The sequence below is a fragment of the Enterobacter sp. TCD1-1 genome (assembly GCF_020567405.1).
Taxonomy (GTDB): domain Bacteria; phylum Pseudomonadota; class Gammaproteobacteria; order Enterobacterales; family Enterobacteriaceae; genus Enterobacter; species Enterobacter quasiroggenkampii.
The window spans coordinates 1521716-1540045 of sequence record NZ_JAJCXF010000001.1 but is presented as its reverse complement, the minus strand read 5'-3'; the positions used below and the strand labels follow the sequence as shown (position 1 = coordinate 1540045).

Sequence of the window (18330 nt, the reverse complement as noted above, 5' to 3'; positions counted from 1 at the left end):
GGGGGGGAAGACAGATGACCTTGATTTGACGCAAAAAAATCAGGGGCTTTGCTGTTAGTTTGCGGCGCGAAGTCTTTTCAGATAACGAGGACAACAATGGACGTCAGCCGCAGACAATTTTTTAAAATCTGCGCGGGCGGTATGGCCGGAACAACAGCCGCAATGCTGGGATTTGCTCCCAAAATGGCGCTGGCTCAGGCACGCAACTATAAGCTGCTGCGCGCGAAAGAGATCCGTAACACCTGCACATACTGCTCCGTGGGTTGTGGGCTTTTAATGTATAGCCTGGGCGATGGCGCGAAGAACGCCAGAGAAGCGATTTACCACATTGAAGGGGATCCGGATCATCCGGTGAGCCGCGGGGCGCTTTGCCCGAAAGGGGCGGGGCTGCTGGACTACGTTCACAGCGAAAACCGCCTGCGCTACCCGGAATATCGCGCGCCGGGTTCTGATAAATGGCAGCGTATCTCCTGGGATGAGGCCTTCTCCCGTATTGCAAAATTAATGAAAGCCGACCGCGACGCCAACTTTATTGAAAAGAACGCGCAGGGCGTGACGGTCAACCGCTGGCTGACCACCGGCATGTTATGCGCCTCTGCGGCCAGTAATGAAACCGGCATGCTGACGCAAAAATTTGTGCGCTCTCTCGGCATGCTGGCGGTAGACAACCAGGCGCGCGTCTGACACGGACCAACGGTAGCAAGTCTTGCTCCAACATTTGGTCGCGGTGCGATGACCAACCACTGGGTTGATATCAAAAACGCGAACGTCGTGGTGGTGATGGGCGGTAACGCCGCTGAAGCCCATCCGGTGGGGTTCCGCTGGGCGATGGAAGCGAAAAACAACAATGATGCGACGCTTATCGTCGTCGATCCGCGCTTTACGCGTACGGCATCGGTGGCCGATATCTATGCGCCAATCCGCTCCGGTACGGACATTACGTTCCTGTCCGGTGTGCTGCTGTACCTGATCGAAAACAACAAAATTAACGCGGAATACGTTAAGCACTACACCAACGCGAACCTGCTGGTGCGGGATGACTTTGCCTTCGATGACGGACTGTTTAGCGGCTATGACGCCGAAAAACGCCAGTACGATAAAACGTCCTGGAACTATCAGTTCGATGAAAACGGCTATGCGATGCGGGATGAAACCCTGACGCACCCGCGCTGCGTGTGGAACCTGCTGAAACAGCATGTTTCCCGCTATACGCCGGACGTTGTGGAAAACATCTGCGGCACGCCGAAAGCGGACTTCCTGAAGGTGTGTGAGGTGCTGGCCTCCACCAGCGCGGCCGACAGAACCACCACGTTCCTGTACGCGCTGGGCTGGACGCAACACACCGTCGGCGCGCAGAACATCCGCACCATGGCGATGATCCAGCTGCTGCTCGGCAACATGGGCATGGCCGGGGGTGGCGTGAACGCGCTGCGGGGTCACTCCAACATTCAGGGGCTGACCGACCTCGGACTGCTCTCGACCAGCCTGCCGGGCTACCTGACGCTGCCGTCTGAAAAGCAGACGGATCTGCAAAGCTATCTGGCGGAGAACACGCCAAAAGCGACGCTGCCGGACCAGGTGAACTACTGGAGCAACTATCCGAAGTTCTACGTCAGCCTGATGAAATCCTTCTACGGCGATGCGGCGCAGAAAGAGAACGACTGGGGCTTTGAGTGGCTGCCGAAGTGGGATCAGGCTTATGACGTCATCAAGTATTTCAACATGATGGATAAGGGCGACGTCACGGGATATATCTGCCAGGGCTTCAACCCGGTGGCCTCCTTCCCGGACAAGAACAAAGTCGTTCGCAGCCTGAGCAAGCTGAAGTACATGGTCGTTATCGATCCGCTGGTGACCGAGACCTCCACCTTCTGGCAGAACCACGGGGAATCAAACGATGTCGATCCGGCCTCGATTCAGACCGAAGTGTTCCGCCTGCCGTCCACCTGCTTTGCGGAAGAGGATGGCTCCATTGCCAACTCCGGCCGCTGGCTGCAGTGGCACTGGAAAGGCCAGGATGCACCGGGCGAAGCGCGTAACGACGGTGAGATCCTGGCCGGGATCTACCACCGCCTGCGCGAAATGTATCGCACCGAAGGCGGCAAAGGCGCGGAGCCGCTGCTGAAGATGAGCTGGCGCTACAAGCAGCCGGATCGTCCTGAATCCGAAGAGGTCGCGAAAGAGAACAACGGCGTGGCGCTGGCGGATCTGTATGACGCGAGCGGCAATCTGGTGGCGAAGAAAGGTCAGCTGCTGAACAGCTTCGCGCTGCTGCGCGACGATGGCTCCACGGCCTCGTCCTGCTGGATCTACACCGGCAGCTGGACCGAGCAGGGTAACCAGATGGCCAACCGTGATAACGCTGACCCGTCAGGTCTGGGCAACACCCTGGGCTGGGCATGGGCGTGGCCGCTGAACCGTCGCGTGCTGTACAACCGCGCGTCGGCGGACATCAACGGGAAGCCTTGGGATCCGAAGCGCATGCTGATCCAGTGGAACGGGGCGAAATGGACGGGGAACGATATCCCGGACTACAGCACCGCCGCACCGGGCAGCAACACCGGACCGTTTATCATGCAGCCGGAAGGACTGGGACGCCTGTTTGCTCTCAATAAGCTGGCGGAAGGGCCGTTCCCGGAGCACTACGAGCCGATGGAAACGCCGCTGGGGACAAATCCGCTGCACCCGAACGTGGTCTCCAGTCCGGTGGTGCGTATCTACGAAGACGACGCGCTGCGTCTGGGCAAAAAGGACAAATTCCCGTACGTGGGGACGACCTACCGCCTGACCGAGCATTTCCATACCTGGACCAAGCACGCGCGGCTTAACGCTATCGCGCAGCCGGAACAGTTTGTGGAGATAAGCGAAACGCTGGCGAAGGCGAAAGGCATTGCCAACGGCGATCGCGTGAAGGTGAGCAGCAAGCGCGGCTTTATTCGCGCGGTGGCGGTGGTCACCCGCCGCCTGCAGTCGCTGAACGTGCACGGCCAGCGGGTGGAAACCGTCGGCATCCCGCTGCACTGGGGCTTTGAAGGGGTGGCGCAGAAAGGCTACATCGCTAATACCCTGACGCCAAACGTTGGCGATTCCAACTCGCAAACGCCGGAGTACAAAGCGTTTCTGGTCAACATCGAGAAAGCGTAAGGAGCGATTAAATGACGATGGAAACACAAGACATTATTAAACGCTCCGCGACGAACCCGATTACCCCCGCGCCTCGCGCGCGGGACTACAAGGCAGAAGTCGCCAAGCTTATCGACGTCTCCTCCTGCGTGGGCTGTAAGGCCTGCCAGGTGGCCTGCTCGGAGTGGAACGACATCCGCGATGAGGTGGGGCATTGCGTAGGGGTTTACGATAATCCGGCGGATCTGAGCGCCAAATCCTGGACGGTGATGCGTTTTAGCGAAACCGACCAGAACGGCAAGCTGGAGTGGCTGATCCGCAAAGACGGCTGCATGCACTGTGAAGATCCGGGCTGCCTGAAGGCGTGCCCGTCTGCCGGGGCAATTATCCAGTATGCCAACGGGATCGTTGATTTCCAGCAGGACAACTGCATCGGCTGCGGCTACTGCATCGCGGGCTGTCCGTTTAATATTCCGCGCCTCAATAAAGAGGATAACCGGGTATACAAATGTACCCTGTGCGTGGACCGCGTCAGCGTCGGTCAGGAACCTGCCTGCGTGAAGACCTGTCCCACCGGGGCGATCCACTTCGGCACCAAAAAAGAGATGCTGGAGGTGGCGCAGCAGCGCGTCGATAAGCTCAAAGCACGGGGCTACAACAAAGCGGGCATTTACAACCCGCAGGGCGTGGGCGGTACGCACGTGATGTATGTGCTGCACCATAGCGACCAGCCGGAGCTGTACCACAACCTGCCGAAGGATCCGGCGATCGATACCTCCATCAACCTGTGGAAAGGGGCGCTTAAACCGCTCTCCGCGGCGGGCTTTATCGCCACCTTTGCCGGGTTGATCTATCACTACATCGGTATCGGGCCAAACAAAGAGGTGGATGACGACGAGGAGGAGCATCATGAGTAAGTCGAAAATGATCGTGCGCACCAAATTTGTCGATCGCGCCTGTCACTGGACGGTGGTGGTCTGCTTCTTCCTGGTGGCGGTATCGGGAATTTCGTTCTTCTTCCCGACGCTGCAGTGGCTGACCGAAACCTTCGGTACGCCGCAGATGGGGCGCATTCTGCACCCGTTCTTCGGCGTGCTGATTTTCGTGGTGCTGATGTTTATGTTCGTGCGCTTCGTCCATCACAATATTCCTGACAAGCAGGATATCCCGTGGGTGAAAGGGATTGTCGAAGTCCTGAAGGGTAACGAGCATAAAGTCGCGAAGGTGGGGAAATACAACGCCGGGCAGAAGATGATGTTCTGGACCATCATGAGCATGATTTTTGTGCTGCTGGTGACCGGCGTGATGATCTGGCGTCCGTATTTTGCGCATTATTTCCCGATTCAGGTGGTGCGTTACGCGCTGCTTATCCACGCGACATCGGCCATCATCCTGATTCATGCCATCCTGATCCATATGTATATGGCGTTCTGGGTGAAAGGGTCAATCAAAGGGATGATTGAAGGGAAGGTGAGCCGCCGCTGGGCGCAGAAACACCACCCGCGCTGGTACCGTGATGTGGAGCGACTGGAAGCAAAACAGGAAAGTACGGAAGGGATGAAGTAAGACCTGCGCCGTCGGCTTTGCCCGGCGGCGCTGCGCTTGCGCGGGCCTACTCTTCAAATTAGAACCGCTCCTCCACATACCGGAACGGATATTTTGTGGGTTTGACTTTGCCGATTTTGCGTTTCGGTAAATCCACTTTCTCAACATGTATTTCTTTATACGGGATCTGCGAAAGCAAATGCGAAATAATGTTCAGTCGCACGCGTTTTTTATCCTCTGAACGCGCCACAAACCACGGCGCCCAGGCGGTATCGGTGGCTTCAAACATGGCGTCGCGGGCGCGGGTGTACTCGTCCCACAGGTTAAAGGATTTAATATCCATCGGCGACAGCTTCCAGATCTTACGCCCATCGTTAATACGGTCGCGCAGGCGTCGCTCCTGCTCTTTCGGCGTCACCTCCAGCCAGTACTTCAGCAGGATAATCCCGGCATCGACCATCGCTTTTTCCATGACTGGCGCGCCGTCCAAAAATTTCTCCGCCTGTTCCTCCGTGCAGAACCCCATCACCCGCTCCACGCCCGCGCGGTTATACCAGCTGCGATCGAAGATCACGATTTCACCCGCCGAGGGCAGGTGGGGCACATAGCGCTGGAAGTAGAGCTGGCTTTTTTCCTTTTCAGTCGGCGCAGGGAGCGCAACAACGCGAAACACGCGCGGGCTGACGCGCTCGGTGATCGCTTTAATGGTGCCGCCTTTGCCGGCACCGTCGCGTCCTTCAAAAACAATACACACTTTTAACCCTTTGGCGACGACCCATTGCTGGAGCTTAACCAGTTCGACGTGCAGGCGGCGGAGCTCTTTCTCATACTCTTTGGTCTTAAGCGGTGCATTCGTTACGACATCAACAGCGACAGGGGTTTTCTTTTTGCTTCCCATGATTGTCATCCTCAGGTTGTCCGGTGCGGAAAAAGCGAGGCCGCACTATGAAGTGTAATCCACCTGATATTATGCGTATTGTTTTTAGGTAATTAATGTCACGACACTTTTTTCAGATACTGAGGTATGCACGAAGGTGCTAAGCACCTGTTCCTCTATTCGAATGCCGCGGATGCAATAAAATTAGCACTTTTAATTCCTCATGCCATGTGTGGTTAATGTGATAATTTCATTCTTATTTACTTAAAGGAACTAAGAATGAGTTGGAATAAAGAAGCCGCAGTTTCGTATCTCCGTTCACACGCTCTGGGGCGCTCTCACAGTGAATGTGCTAAGTTTACCCGCCTGGCCATTCTGGCTGGCGGTGTTAAGGTAGCGAACACAGATTATGCAAAAGATTATGGGGTTGAATTATTACGTGCAGGATTCAGTGAGCTGCCGCCCGGTTCAACATTAATTTCTGGCGATGTAGCTGTTATACAGCCCTACCCTGGTGGAAATGGCATAGGTCATATGACTATGTATGACGGTACGCAGTGGATTTCTGATTTTATTCAAAAAAGCATGTATCCGGGGCCTGGGTACCGCAAAATGCAACCATCATTTAAAATTTACAGGATGCACTGATGAAAAGAATATTTTTATCATTCGGTTTGTTGCTGGTGGGATGCAGTTCGGCTACCAATCAACATCATAGCGCGCAAGACGCTACCGAATCATTTTATAAATCCTATCTTTCCGTATTCGGCAGCGATGAAACCAGGCCTTATCCTGCCGACGAACTACGTAAATATGTTTCTGCTGATACGATTGCTCGCATTAATACCATTCAGGAAATTTCTGAACAAGAGTTAATTGAGTCTGACTATTTTACGTATACCCAAGATTATTCTCGTGAATGGATACCTGCGTTACGAGTGGAAAACGCCAGGGAATTTTTAAACGGTGAAGTAGTCCAGGTCATTGAAGGGGCGGGTAACGGGAGAAGCATCCATCTTGAGGTATTTCTTCGTCGTGAAGATGATGCATGGAAAATCTACCGCGTTCGTGACATAACGAACAATCATGAGCATCCTATTTTCAATGCTGGTGCTATTACACGCGCTAAAGCAGCGGCAGAGAGCGCACTGTAAAACCAGACCTTGAACCCTTTCCAGCCCTGACACCTGCCGGGGCTTTTTGTTTGCCACTCCCACCGCGTAGCAGTTGGAGAAAACTCCTGAATCAATGGATTAACCTGTCAGCCAGCTGATTTGAACTGGCTCACCATACAAGATTATTCAATAATGCCCGTTGCGAGTGATTAACCCGTGGTTGAGGTATGAAAAAGACAATATTTTCGTTGGCGCTTGGCACATTTGGCCTGGGCATGGCTGAATTTGGCATTATGGGCGTGTTAACCGAGCTGGCGCATGACACCGGTATTTCGATCCCCTCCGCCGGGAATATGATCTCGTTTTATGCCTTCGGCGTGGTGATTGGCGCCCCGATTGTGGCGCTGTTCTCAGGCAAGTTCTCGTTAAAAACCACGCTGCTGTTTCTGGTTGCCCTGTGCGCGGTCGGGAACGCTCTGTTTACGTTTTCTACGTCATATTTCTGGCTGGCGACCGGGCGCCTGATTTCCGGTTTTCCGCACGGCGCGATTTTCGGCGTCGGGGCGATTATTCTGTCTAAAATTGCGCCGCCGGGGAAGGTGACGGTCGCGGTGGCCGGGATGATCGCCGGGATGACCGTCGCCAACCTCGTGGGCGTCCCGCTCGGCACCTGGCTGGGGCACCAGTTCAGCTGGCGTTATACCTTTTTCCTGATCGCCCTGTTCGATGCGCTGGTGATCCTTTCGGTGCTGATCTGGGTACCGGACATCCATGACAAATCAGAAATTAAACTGACCGAGCAGTTCCAGTTCCTGAAGAAACCGGAGCCCTGGCTGATTTTTGCCGCCACGATGTTTGGTAATGCTGGCGTGTTCGCGTGGTTCAGCTTCGTTAAACCGTTTATGGTCAACGTTTCTGGCTTTTCCGAAGGCATGATGACCCTCATCATGATGTTGATGGGCCTTGGCATGGTGTTGGGCAATCTGTTGAGCGGCAAACTCTCGGGACGCTTTAGCCCGCTGCGCATTGCGGCCACCACCGACATGGTGATTGTCGCCTCGCTGATGCTGCTTTTCGCCTGCGGTGAACTGAAAACGGCCTCGCTAATCACGGGCTTTATCTGCTGTGCCGGGCTGTTCGCGCTCTCTGCGCCGCTGCAGATCCTCCTTCTGCAAAATGCGAAGGGCGGCGAGATGCTGGGGGCGGCCGGAGGGCAGATGGCGTTTAATCTCGGCAGTGCGATCGGGGCGTACTTTGGCGGGATGATGATTACCCTCGGCTTTAGCTGGCGCTACGTCACGCTGCCTGCGGCGTTACTCTCGTTCTCGGCCATGAGTGCATTACTGATCTACGGTTATCTGCGGGCCAGACAGGCTCAGGCTAACGCTCGCGCGCTAGCCTGATTGAAGTCAGGCAAGCCAGGGCTCGCCCAGGGTCAGCATCAGGCGGTTGGCCCAGGCGAAGAACGCGGCGGACTGCACCAGGTCAAGTTGGGCTAAGGTGTCCAGCCCCTCTTTTTCCAGCGCGGCAAGGTGCAGCGGCGTGGCGGCAGGCGGGGTTACCGACAGCGCTGCCGCAAAATTAATCTCCGCCTGCCAGCGCGCAGATTGCCCCTCGCTCAGGGATTGTCCTGGACGCACGGCCAGCAGGGCCTCTACCGCCGCGTCATCCTTTGACAGCTGGCTGGCTTTCCGCGCATGGACAGATGCGCAGTAGATGCAGCCGTTAATTTTACTGGCGACCGTTGCGGCCAGCTCGCGCTCGGCGCGCGGCAATCCCCCCGGCGTATAAAAAATCCCTTTATCCGTTAGCGTGCGCTGTTCAAGCACCGGCAGGTTGCGCCCCAGCAGGCGGAAATAGTCGGAATCGGTGTGGCCAAACTTCGCCAGTATAGCAACCTCGTCATCACGAAAATCCGCCAGCGGTTTGGCGGCGATCCACGGCTCCCAGCCCAGTTCCTGCTGGGTGAAGGCGACGGGAGCCGCCTTTCCGGTGGCCGTGGTGGCGGTCGTGTGCCAGACGCCTGCCGCCACCGGCGCATCGCTTGTGGCGACAGGCCTGTCGTTCAGCAGCCGCAGTCCGGCAATCAGTCGGCTCTGGAAGCTGACAAAGGCGATAAGCTGCGCCAGGGTCACGATGCCTTCCTTGCTCCATCCCGCCTGGGTCAGCGCCCTTAACGATGTCGGCGTGGCTTCGACGGGGGAGAAGGTCAGCAGGCGCGCGAAATTGAGCGCCGGGGTCAGACGGTCTGAGGTCGGGTCTGCCAGGCCAAACCCCGCATAGTGCGCGGCCAGCGCCTCCGCGTTATGCCACCTCGCAACTTTTGCCGCGACGGCGAAGCGCTCGTCCAGCGCAAAATCGCTATCCTGCTGAGTGAATAAGATTTCGTAGCTGCCTTGTGCGTGGCGCGTGGCGGCGTCCCGCGTGGCGCGCGCCTCTGCCAGAGGGGAACCGGGTTTAATTTCCGCCAGCTCGGCGAGAATGTCGTGACTTAATGACATAGGTATCTCCTCAATGGATATGGGGGGCAATATGTTCGGCGATCAGTTCGATGGAGCGCAGCGTGTCGCGATGGGTGGGCTCGACCGAATGGACCTGGAATGAGATATCCGTGGCGCGCCGGAGAACGGAATCGGCCTGCAGCGAACGCAGCACCGTCTCAGGCGAACCGATATGGGCGTCGAACTGGCGACGAAAATCTGTGACAGTGTCACCTTTAACCACGTGTCCGGCAGCGCGATGCTGCTGGGCCTGTTTCGTGAGACCCGGCGTTGCAACCTTCAGCGCATAGTCATCGCTGTCGGCGACGAATGCCGTACGGGAAGCCAGAATGCGCGGTGTGATACCGGCGGGCAGTGCCTCAAGGTAGGCATCCACAATTGGGTTCTGGATCGCGTCGAGCGTTAAATCCAACTGCTCTGCCGGGCGCGGCTGCGTGCGGGAGAGCATTAAACCGTGTCCGGCCCGCGCGGCGCGAACGGCACCGTCGACGGAAAAGGTGGCAATCCAGATCCGGTCAGCCAGCTGTGGCGCTGGCGGGTAAAGGTGGTTATCCGGATGGGTGAGCGAATCCCCGCGCCAGGCGCTCTGGATCACATGTAGATGGTCGGCAAAGGCCGCGCCGCGCTGTTCAAACGTCAGTCCGAACGGCAGGAAAGAGGTCGGTGTGCCGCCCGAACCAAAACCGACTTCGAGACGTCCATCAGCGAGTAAATCCAGCACGGCGGCATCTTCCGCCACACGCAGCGGGTTTTCCATCGGCAGGGTAATGATGGCCGTACCCAGCCGAATGGTTTCGGTATGCGCCGCAACGTGGGCCAGAAACAGCAGCGGCGACGGCAGGCCGCCTTCATTCTCATGGAAGTGGTGCTGCGCGATCCAGGCGCTGTCAAAACCGTGGCGTTCAGCGTGGCGGATCTGTTCTGTAGCAAGACGATAGCGCTCTTTTGGCGTGGCATCGTCAAGCAGGCGGGTGAAAAATCCCAGGCGTTTTCGCGTCATGCGAACTCCTCCGTAGCGGGTGAAAAATGGGGAATGGCGGCAATCAGCTCGCGGGTATAGTCGTTCTGTGGCGACGTGAATAAGGTTTCGACGTCACCGTGTTCGACCACCTGCCCGCTGCGCAGCACCGTGACGCTATGGGCGATCCGGCGAACGGTGGAGAGATCGTGCGTGATGAACAGATAGGTTAATCCCAGCTGTTGCTGCAGCTGCTGAAGCAGAGCCAGAATTTGCGCCTGTACGGTCACGTCCAGCGCGGAGGTGGCTTCGTCCAGCACCAGAATAGTCGGCTCCAGGATCAGCGCACGGGCGATGGCCACGCGCTGGCGCTGCCCGCCTGAAAGCTCTCTGGCCGTACGGGTCAGGAGTTCGACGGGCAGGGCAACCCGCTGCGCCACGGTCTCCACCCGGGCCTTTCGCTCCGCCTTAGCGAGGCGAGAAAAGTTCTTCAGGGGCTCTTCGATGATGTCAAACAGCGTCTGACGCGGGTCGAGAGAGGCGAACGGGTTCTGGTAGACAAACTGGATCTTCTGGCGCAGCTGACGGCGGGCCTCGCGGCTGAGCGCGGTGGCATCAATGTCATCAATAATGACCTGTCCGTTATCCGCCTGTTCAAAACCCAGCAAAATACGGGCGAGGGTGGTCTTTCCGGAGCCGGATTCACCGACCAGCGCATGGGTGCTGCCGCGTCTGACGTCAAACGTCACCCGATCCAGCGCCTGAAGCTGATGACCTTTACCCAGCGAGAACCGTTTGCTGATGGCGCGGGCGCGAATGGCCGGTGACGAGAGCGGAAGACCTGATACCGGGGCGATGGTCAGACGCTGGCCCTGGAGATCGCTCAGTAGCTGACGGGTGTAGGCGTGCTGCGGCGTGCGGACAATGTCGGCGGTGTCGCCGTGCTCCTGAACCTCACCGTTGCGAAACACCAGCAGCCTGTCCGCGCGCTGGGCAGCCAGCGCCAGATCGTGGGTGACAAACAGAACCGCAGTACCCGATTCCCGGCGCAGGATATCCAGCAGATCGAGAATGCGTTTTTGCACCGTCACGTCCAGCGCGCTGGTGGGCTCATCGGCAACGATCACGTCCGGGCGCAGGGCAATGGCGATGGCAATCAGCACGCGCTGTTTCATCCCGCCGGAGAGCTGATGCGGATACTGCGTCATGCGCTGTTCGGGGTGGCTCAGGCCGACCTTTCTCAGCAGGGCGAGCACCTGCTCGTCGCGCTGGAGAGCCGTTACCTTTTGGTGCAGCTGAATAATTTCCCCGACCTGCACGCCGATCGTCTTGACCGGGTTGAGGGAATTACCCGGATCCTGCGGAACCAGGCTGATTCGCGCCCCGCGAAGGGTATCGAGACGCTTCGCTGACCACCGGCTAATCTCCTCGCCGTTGAGCACGATTTTTCCCGCATCGCGCCGGGCGTTATCCGCCAGCAGGCCAATGATTGCCTGTGCCGTGGTCGTTTTGCCGGATCCGGATTCGCCGACAAAGGCCAGCATTTCCCCTCGCCTGAGGGTAAAGCTGACGTTATGTACCACCTCGCGCCACTGGCGCGCGGTACGGTAGCTGATGGTCAGGTTTTCTACCGAGAGTACGGTCATTTCTGGCCTCCGCTGAACTGTTGGCTGATACGGTTGGTGGCAAGCACCACGGCGATGACGACCACGCCGGGGAAGGTGGTTAGCCACCATGCGGTAGAGAGATAGTTACGGCCTTCGGCGATCAATAAGCCCCATTCCGGTACGGGCGGCGGGGTGCCGTAGCCGAGAAAGCTCAGCGTGGAGAGGGCCAGAATGGCCTGACCAAACTGCAGCGTGGCAAAGGCGAGGACGGCGGTTAAGGCATTGGGCAGGATGTGTCGCCACAGCACTGCCAGGAACGTCCCGCCGCTGCCGAACGCTGCCTCGACATAATCCGTATGGCGGATGCGCCCCACTTCACCGCGCGCGAGGCGGGCGAAGCTGGCAATGGAGGCCACGCCGACGGCAATCGCGGCATTAACGGTGCCAAATCCGAGCAGAATAATGACCGTCAGCGAGAGCAACAGAGACGGAATGGACAACAGCACGTCGACAAAACGCATCAGGAAAGACTCGACGCGTCCGGCGAACGCCCCGGCAATGACCCCCAGGCCGGTGCCTGCCACCAGCCCCATCGTGACGGCAGCGAGCGCCGCGCTCAGGGAGTGGGACGCACCATACACAATACGGGTATAAACATCGCGGCCAAGCTGATCGGTGCCGAGCCAGTGGCCCGCCTGCGGCGCCAGACGTTGCGCTCCGGCGATGCCCTCAATCGGGCTGTAGTGGGTTAACAGGCCGGGCGCCACGACGGCAAAAAGCGCAATAATAATGACCGCCCATGCCAGCCACAGTCCCGGCTGCCACGCGACGCCCTGCCAGCCGGGAACGCGTTTTCGCGCGGCGGCAGCGTAATCGACCAGGCTCATGATGCACCTCCGGTAACGGTTTGCAGACGGGGATCCAGCAGCGGCATCAGCAGATCCACCAGCAGATTGATCAGGACAAAACCGAGAGCGGAAATCATGACCACCGCCTGGAGCACGGCGATGTCCTGGTTGTTCACCGCCTGCTGGGTCAGCTGCCCGAGCCCGCTGCGGCCAAAAACGGTTTCGGTGATCAGGGCCCCGGCAATAAGCTCGCCCAGCAGCAGCCCGGCAATGTTCAGGACCGGCAGCAGGGCGTTGCCGGTGACGTGACGCCACAGCACGGCGGTTTCACTCAGCCCTTTAGCCCTGGCCACGGCGACAAACGGCTGCGTCGCCACCTGGTCGAGGCTGCGCATCAGGATTTGTGCCAGCGGGGCGGAGATCGGGATCGCGACGGTCACGATCGGCAGGATCAGCCCCTGCAGCGGCGTCGGGTTAATCACCGGGATCAGCCGCAGCTGGAAAGAAAAGAGCTGGATGAGGGCAATCCCCAGCCAGAACGTCGGTAAGGAGATAAACAGGACCGGCAGAGACTGGAGGGTATTACTTAGCCAGCGCAGACCCGGCAGGCGCGACGCAAAGGCCAGCGCAAACGCCAGCAGGACCGCGAGTAAAAAGGCGGGCAGGGCGAGGCTCAGGGTATCCGGCAGATTGCTGGCAATCAGCTCGCTGACCGGCACCCCGGCCTGTAACGAGTAGCCGAAATCCCCGCGCAGCATCGCCAGCAGCGTGTGGCCGTATTGCTGCCAAAGCGGGCTGTCCGCGCCGTAGGCCACGCGCATCTCCTCGATTTGCGCCGGGCTTAAGCCCAGGTCCGGGTTCTGAAATTTAATCAGCACCGCGTCGCCCGGCAGCACCTGGAGCAACACGAACGAGAGGGTAAAGGCGGCCCACAAGACCAGTAGCCCGTGCCCAAAACGTTGAAGAAGTGCGTGGCGCATCGTCAGCTCCTCAGTGTTTCTCTATCCACGCGCCGTAGAACGACGGGCGGCCGACCGCTTCAAAATTGACGCCTTTCAGCCACGGCGCACCGGCAAAGACCTGCGGCTCTTCGAAAATCGGAATGACGTAGGCGTTATCCAGCAGGTAACGCTGGGCATCGCCGGTCAGCTGCAGGCGTTTTTGCGGATCAACCTCTGAGGAGATATTCACCAGCAGCGCATTCAGCTTGTCGTCACGGAAGCTTTTGACCTTGTCGCTGGAGCCGCCTTTTTGCAGCAGGGCGTCGCGGTTAGCGGGGTAGAACATGCTCTTCACCACGTCCGGATCGGCGCGGCCCACTTCGGAGACGGTTAACGGGGTTTTCAGCGGATCAAGGTTATCCAGCGTGCGGCTGCCTGCGTCGCCGGCTTTCACGTTCAGCGCCACGCCCACCTGTCGCCACTGCTGGGCAACCAGCTGCAGCACCTCTTTATTTTGTGGCTGCGGCAGGGATTCATACACCGTCAGCGCCAGCCGCTGTCCATCTTTGGCGCGGATCCCGTCGCTGCCTGCTTTCCAGCCTGCCTCGTCCAGCAGCTGGTTGGCTTTTGCCGGGTCGAAGGACAATTTGTCGCTGAGATCGACAAAGCCAGCGGCGGAATCGGCAATTACCGACTTCGCCTGCGGATAGTTAGCCGAGAAGAGGGTCTCGACCACCTGTTTTGCATTCGTGGCATGCAGCAGCGCCTGGCGCACGCGAATATCGGAGACCAGCGGGTTATCCGGGCGGAAGCTAATGCTGTCGTTCACCCCGCGGGTCGGGGCGGCGTAGATTTTATAGCCCTGATCGGTCGCCTGCTTTTCGTCATACGCCTGCACCTGGCGAATAAAGTCGGCCTGACCAGCCAGCAGGGCGCCGACGCGCACGCTGTCTTCCTGAGTCACGATAAACTTGATGCCATCAAGATTGGCTGGCCCCTGTTGCGCCAGATTTTTGGGCCCCCACTGGTAGTCCTTACGTGCTTCCAGCGTCACTTCGCGACCCAGCTTCTCGTCCTTCACCACAAACGGGCCTGAGCCAATGATATGCCGGGCGTCACCCAGCTCTTCAAAATTGCGCTTGAGCGTGCTGAGCGAGACCAGGCCCGACCCGATGGTGGCGGTGCCCTGCAGGAATCCCGGTGACGGCTTTTTGAAGTAGAACTTCACGGTCAGCGGGTCGACCACTTCACTGCGATCGTAGTTATTGATCACTTCTGACACCGGCAGGCGCTGCGCCTTGTTACCTAAGCCGTAGGTATCAAAGTTTTTTGCTACGGCGTTGGCGTCCAGCGGCGTGCCGTCGGAGAAGGTGATCCCCGGGCGAATTTTGAAGGTGTATTCGGTTTTATCGGCGTTGGTGGTCCAGCTTTCGGCCACCCACGGTTCGACCTGCAGCGTCTTTGGGTTCTGCCACGTCAGTTTGTCGGTAATCTGGTTCAGAATGCCGCCGTTCGGGTAGAAGCCGCCGGCAGGCGGATAGAGGTTGGTGTGCGCCTGTTGCTCCAGATAAATCAGCGTGCCGCCTTTAACAGGCGCATCCGCGGACCAGGCGGCGGTGGTCGTCAGAATCAGCGCCGTCAGCAGCGGCAGACGAAATGGGGTTTGCATGGTGAATTCCTTTGTTATCTTCTTGTTAGCGTCGGATTCATCATCGGGCGCAGGGGAAAACAAGGGAACAAAGGAATTAAGATAAGGATTGCCGGAAAATGGCTATAAAAAAACCGCCCCTGTCAGGAGCGGTAATTGAACGGTGGGTGATTATGAACGCAGGTCAATCACCATACGGCCACGGATCTGGCCCTGTTCCATCTCTTTGAAGATGGCGTTGATGTCCTCGATCGGGCGCATCGTGACTTTCGGCACGACTTTACCTTCAGCGGCGAACTGGAACGCTTCCTGCAGATCCTGACGGGTACCGACCAGCGAACCCACCACCTGAATGCCGTCCAGCACCAGGCGAGGAATGTCGAGGCTCATCGCTTCCGGCGGCAGACCAACGGCGACCACGCGGCCACCGGCACGCACGGCATCCACCGCCGAGTTGAAGGCGGCTTTTGCGACGGCAGTGACGACTGCGGCATGCGCGCCGCCGGTTTTTTCCTGCACAATTTTAGCGGCATCTTCGCTGCGGGAGTTGATGGTGAGATCCGCACCCATGCTGGCCGCCAGCTTCAGCTGTTCGTCGTTAACGTCAAGGGCGATGACTTTGGCGTTAAAGACGTTTTTGGCGTACTGCAGCGCGAGGTTACCCAACCCGCCGAGACCGTAAATCGCAATCCACTGGCCCGGTTTAATACCCGATACCTTCACTGCTTTGTAGGTGGTGACCCCAGCGCAGGTAATGCTGCTGGCCGCCGCCGAATCCAGACCTTCCGGCACTTTTACCGCGTAATCCGCGGTGACGATGCACTCTTCCGCCATGCCGCCGTCAACGGAGTAACCGGCGTTTTTCACGTCACGGCACAGGGTTTCGTTGCCGGAATTACAGTATTCGCAGTGCCCGCAGCCTTCAAAGAACCAGGCCACGCTTGCGCGGTCGCCGACTTTCAGCGACTTCACGCCAGGGCCGACTTCTTTCACGATACCAATCCCTTCATGGCCCAGGATGACCCCGGTTTTATCGCCGAAATCACCGTTCTTCACGTGGAGGTCGGTATGGCATACGCCACAGCACTCCATCTTCAGCAGGGCTTCCCCATGCTTTAGCGGGCGTAAGGTTTTTTCGGTAACGTTGACCTGGTGATCCTGAGTGACAACAGCAGCCTTCATGTGTATCTCCTTGTTCATGATAAGAATCTGCATAGCAGGTGTAGTACCTCTTAAGGATTAATACATTAGCCTGGTAATGCAAGGCTGCAGCAACATAATGTCATCATTTGATTCGATTTCAGATTAAGAATACGCCGTTCCTCTAATAATTAAGGGGGAAAATTCTGGCCCGGCGAGGCGCTCGCCGGGCGCAGACTTACAGTTGGGCTTCTATCTCCTCTATCTCTTTACGCCATTGCGCCTGCAGCTGCGGCTTTTGATGCTTCGGCTTACGCGCCAGATCGTTTTCCAGCAGCGTTTCCAGCGCGACCAGGCGTTCAAGCAGATCGTCATAAGGCGAGGGGCGATCCGTCGGCGCCGCGATGTCAGGCGCAGTGGATGTGACCAGCCCCGCGCGTTCACGCAGCCGCTCAAACACCGCTTCAGCATCTTGCCACTCGCTCAGTTTTCCCTCTTCAATCAGCCAGAAACGGTTGCAGCTTTGGCTAATTAACTGACGGTCATGGCTGACCAGCAGGACGCCGCCTTCGAACTGCTGAAGGGTGTGCGCCAGCGCCTCTTTGCCTTCCATGTCCAGGTGGTTGGTAGGCTCATCCAGCATCAGCAGGCTATAGCGGGCAAGCGTCAGGCCAACGAACAGCAGGCGCGAACGTTCGCCTCCGCTGAGCGTGCTGACCGTTTGTCCGTGACGCGCCCACGGGAAACCGGCGCTTATCAGGGCCATTTTGCGGTTCTGCGGATCCGGAGCGAAAGGCTCCAGCGCGTCGAGCAGCGTGGCGTTGTCCGGCAGCTGGTTCAGCGTCTGGTCGTAATAGCCCGGCGACACGCGCGGGTGTAGCTTCAACCCGTCATGGGTCAGTTCATCCGTAAACTGTCGCCAGATAAGTTTCATCAGCGACGATTTACCGCAGCCGTTACGACCGACAATCGCCACGCGATCGCCGCTTTTTAACCGCGCAACGTCGACGCTAAACAACGCAGGCAGGCCCGGAGCAGGGGGCACGTCAAGGTTTTCCATCTCCAGTAAACGGTCGGCCCGCAGCGCGTCGCCGCGAAGGGTTAGCGTCCACGGGCTACCTGCCGTGAGTTCCGTCTGGCTCTCCCTGAGCCGTTCGACCTGCTTTTCCATCTGTTTGGCTTTTCGGGCCAGGTCTTCGTTGTCGTAAACCTTGCCCCAGGTCGCCAGCCGCTTCGCGCTGGCGGTCACGCGGTCGATCTCCTTTTGCTCCGCCTTGTGGCGCTGCGCATCGCTCTCATCTTTTGCTTCAAGCGCCTTGCGTGCTGCCGTACAGGGAAGGGCAAAGTAGTGCAGCGTTTTATCGCGCAGGATCCAGCTGCCGTTGGTGACGGCATCCAGCAGCTGTCTGTCATGCGAGACCAGCACAAAGCTGCCCGACCAGTTCTGTAGGAAGTGTTCCAGCCAGAGCATGGTCGGGAGGTCCAGGTGGTTGCTGGGTTCATCCAGCAGGAGCAGGTCCGGCTCGTGAATCAGTGCCCGGGCCAGCAGCAGGCGGGTGTGCTGTCCGCCGCTCAGCGTGGCGGATTGCAGCGCCATATCCTGCGGCGTGAAGCCCATGCTTGCCAGCAGCGTTTCGGCTTTCCAGCGCAGGCTATCGCGCTCAGCAAAAGGCAGCTGTGCGAGTACGGCATCCAGCATGGTCAGCGGAAAAATAGCGTCCGGGAGATGTTGCTCCACGCGCGCCATCAGGCAGTGCCCGGCCAGCGAGACCGTTCCGGCGGCGGGGGAGTCAGTGCCATCCAGCACCTTCAGCAGCGTACTTTTACCGCAGCCGTTGTCGCCCAGCAGGCCAATGCGGTCGCCTTTTTTCAGCGTAAAGGAGAGTGAGTCGAAGAGCGTGCCAAACGCCGTATCAACGCGTAAAGATTGTGCAGTGAGTAAAGTGCTCATTGTTGCTTACCCAAGAGTTACAGGCATGTTTATGCCTCGTCAAACATCGCTGACGATAACTCAGTAAGCCCGAGAG

General features: G+C 58.3%; 15 protein-coding genes. 6 read left to right on the top strand and 9 right to left on the bottom strand.

Annotated elements, in window-relative coordinates; genetic code table 11:
- Nucleotides 1-96 precede the first annotated feature (96 nt).
- From fdnG to fdnI, 3 genes are read left to right on the top strand one after another with little or no spacing between them, the layout of a single operon-like run.
- A complete protein-coding gene (gene fdnG, locus LJA86_RS07415) occupies nt 97-3144 on the top strand; it encodes a formate dehydrogenase-N subunit alpha (protein ID WP_229225927.1) in 3048 nt (1015 codons plus the stop codon).
- An 11-nt stretch (nt 3145-3155) separates the two neighbouring features.
- Nucleotides 3156-4040, top strand: a complete 885-nt coding sequence (fdxH, locus tag LJA86_RS07410) for a formate dehydrogenase subunit beta (RefSeq protein WP_048029865.1) — start codon at nt 3156-3158, stop codon at nt 4038-4040.
- Nucleotides 4033-4689, top strand: coding sequence for a formate dehydrogenase-N subunit gamma (gene fdnI / locus LJA86_RS07405; RefSeq protein WP_229225926.1), 657 nt, complete (start codon nt 4033-4035; stop codon nt 4687-4689). The genes fdxH and fdnI overlap by 8 nt, the downstream gene beginning before the upstream one ends.
- Nucleotides 4690-4747: 58 nt before the next feature.
- On the opposite strand, the gene ppk2 is transcribed toward fdnI, so the two are convergent.
- The gene (gene ppk2 / locus LJA86_RS07400) at nt 4748-5566 is read right to left on the bottom strand and encodes a polyphosphate kinase 2 (protein ID WP_069719172.1); all 819 of its coding nucleotides are present in this window, start codon (nt 5564-5566) and stop codon (nt 4748-4750) included.
- 258 nt (nt 5567-5824) lie between these two features.
- Between ppk2 and LJA86_RS07395 the strand changes: the two genes are divergently transcribed.
- From LJA86_RS07395 to araJ, 3 genes are all read left to right on the top strand, one after another.
- Nucleotides 5825-6193 carry a hypothetical protein gene (locus LJA86_RS07395; protein WP_229225925.1) on the top strand — a complete coding sequence of 123 codons (369 nt, stop codon included), beginning with the start codon at nt 5825-5827 and terminating at the stop codon, nt 6191-6193.
- Nucleotides 6193-6699 carry a YbjP/YqhG family protein gene (locus LJA86_RS07390; protein ID WP_229225924.1) on the top strand — a complete coding sequence of 169 codons (507 nt, stop codon included), beginning with the start codon at nt 6193-6195 and terminating at the stop codon, nt 6697-6699. The genes LJA86_RS07395 and LJA86_RS07390 overlap by 1 nt, the downstream gene beginning before the upstream one ends.
- Nucleotides 6700-6887: 188 nt before the next feature.
- Complete coding sequence (gene araJ / locus LJA86_RS07385) at nt 6888-8063, top strand: MFS transporter AraJ (protein ID WP_229225923.1); 1176 nt, start codon at nt 6888-6890, stop codon at nt 8061-8063.
- 6 nt (nt 8064-8069) lie between these two features.
- On the opposite strand, the gene LJA86_RS07380 is transcribed toward araJ, so the two are convergent.
- From LJA86_RS07380 to LJA86_RS07345, 8 genes are all read right to left on the bottom strand, one after another.
- Entirely contained in the window at nt 8070-9161 is a 1092-nt protein-coding gene (locus LJA86_RS07380) for an alkylhydroperoxidase domain protein (RefSeq protein WP_023327543.1), read from the bottom strand.
- Between the two features lie 10 nt (nt 9162-9171).
- Nucleotides 9172-10161: a putative FMN-dependent luciferase-like monooxygenase gene (locus LJA86_RS07375; RefSeq protein WP_229225922.1), complete on the bottom strand. Its 990-nt coding sequence runs from the start codon at nt 10159-10161 to the stop codon at nt 9172-9174.
- Nucleotides 10158-11765: a dipeptide ABC transporter ATP-binding protein gene (locus tag LJA86_RS07370; RefSeq protein WP_229225921.1), complete on the bottom strand. Its 1608-nt coding sequence runs from the start codon at nt 11763-11765 to the stop codon at nt 10158-10160. The genes LJA86_RS07375 and LJA86_RS07370 overlap by 4 nt, the downstream gene beginning before the upstream one ends.
- Nucleotides 11762-12613: an ABC transporter permease gene (locus LJA86_RS07365; RefSeq protein ID WP_229225920.1), complete on the bottom strand. Its 852-nt coding sequence runs from the start codon at nt 12611-12613 to the stop codon at nt 11762-11764. The genes LJA86_RS07370 and LJA86_RS07365 overlap by 4 nt, the downstream gene beginning before the upstream one ends.
- On the bottom strand, nt 12610-13554 hold the full coding sequence (locus LJA86_RS07360; RefSeq protein WP_023327539.1) for an ABC transporter permease: 945 nt from the start codon (nt 13552-13554) through the stop codon (nt 12610-12612). Before LJA86_RS07360 ends, LJA86_RS07365 begins: the two co-directional genes overlap by 4 nt.
- A 10-nt stretch (nt 13555-13564) precedes the next feature.
- Nucleotides 13565-15184, bottom strand: coding sequence for a TIGR04028 family ABC transporter substrate-binding protein (locus tag LJA86_RS07355; protein ID WP_048029875.1), 1620 nt, complete (start codon nt 15182-15184; stop codon nt 13565-13567).
- Nucleotides 15185-15334: 150 nt separating this feature from the next.
- The gene (adhP, locus tag LJA86_RS07350) at nt 15335-16345 is read right to left on the bottom strand and encodes an alcohol dehydrogenase AdhP (RefSeq protein ID WP_045908784.1); all 1011 of its coding nucleotides are present in this window, start codon (nt 16343-16345) and stop codon (nt 15335-15337) included.
- A 196-nt stretch (nt 16346-16541) separates the two neighbouring features.
- Nucleotides 16542-18254: an ABC-F family ATP-binding cassette domain-containing protein gene (locus LJA86_RS07345; RefSeq protein ID WP_229225919.1), complete on the bottom strand. Its 1713-nt coding sequence runs from the start codon at nt 18252-18254 to the stop codon at nt 16542-16544.
- Nucleotides 18255-18330: the final 76 nt, after the last annotated feature.

Bases quoted from the DNA above. Each gene is read 5' to 3' on its own strand.
- fdxH (WP_048029865.1), top strand. From the start codon at position 3,156: ATGACGATGGAAACACAAGACATTATTAAACGCTCCGCGACGAACCCG.
- LJA86_RS07370 (WP_229225921.1), bottom strand. From the start codon at position 11,765: ATGACCGTACTCTCGGTAGAAAACCTGACCATCAGCTACCGTACCGCG.
- ppk2 (WP_069719172.1), bottom strand. From the start codon at position 5,566: ATGGGAAGCAAAAAGAAAACCCCTGTCGCTGTTGATGTCGTAACGAAT.
- adhP (WP_045908784.1), bottom strand. From the start codon at position 16,345: ATGAAGGCTGCTGTTGTCACTCAGGATCACCAGGTCAACGTTACCGAA.
- LJA86_RS07355 (WP_048029875.1), bottom strand. From the start codon at position 15,184: ATGCAAACCCCATTTCGTCTGCCGCTGCTGACGGCGCTGATTCTGACG.
- LJA86_RS07345 (WP_229225919.1), bottom strand. From the start codon at position 18,254: ATGAGCACTTTACTCACTGCACAATCTTTACGCGTTGATACGGCGTTT.
- LJA86_RS07380 (WP_023327543.1), bottom strand. From the start codon at position 9,161: ATGTCATTAAGTCACGACATTCTCGCCGAGCTGGCGGAAATTAAACCC.
- fdnI (WP_229225926.1), top strand. From the start codon at position 4,033: ATGAGTAAGTCGAAAATGATCGTGCGCACCAAATTTGTCGATCGCGCC.
- araJ (WP_229225923.1), top strand. From the start codon at position 6,888: ATGAAAAAGACAATATTTTCGTTGGCGCTTGGCACATTTGGCCTGGGC.
- LJA86_RS07365 (WP_229225920.1), bottom strand. From the start codon at position 12,613: ATGAGCCTGGTCGATTACGCTGCCGCCGCGCGAAAACGCGTTCCCGGC.
- LJA86_RS07390 (WP_229225924.1), top strand. From the start codon at position 6,193: ATGAAAAGAATATTTTTATCATTCGGTTTGTTGCTGGTGGGATGCAGT.
- LJA86_RS07375 (WP_229225922.1), bottom strand. From the start codon at position 10,161: ATGACGCGAAAACGCCTGGGATTTTTCACCCGCCTGCTTGACGATGCC.
- LJA86_RS07395 (WP_229225925.1), top strand. From the start codon at position 5,825: ATGAGTTGGAATAAAGAAGCCGCAGTTTCGTATCTCCGTTCACACGCT.
- LJA86_RS07360 (WP_023327539.1), bottom strand. From the start codon at position 13,554: ATGCGCCACGCACTTCTTCAACGTTTTGGGCACGGGCTACTGGTCTTG.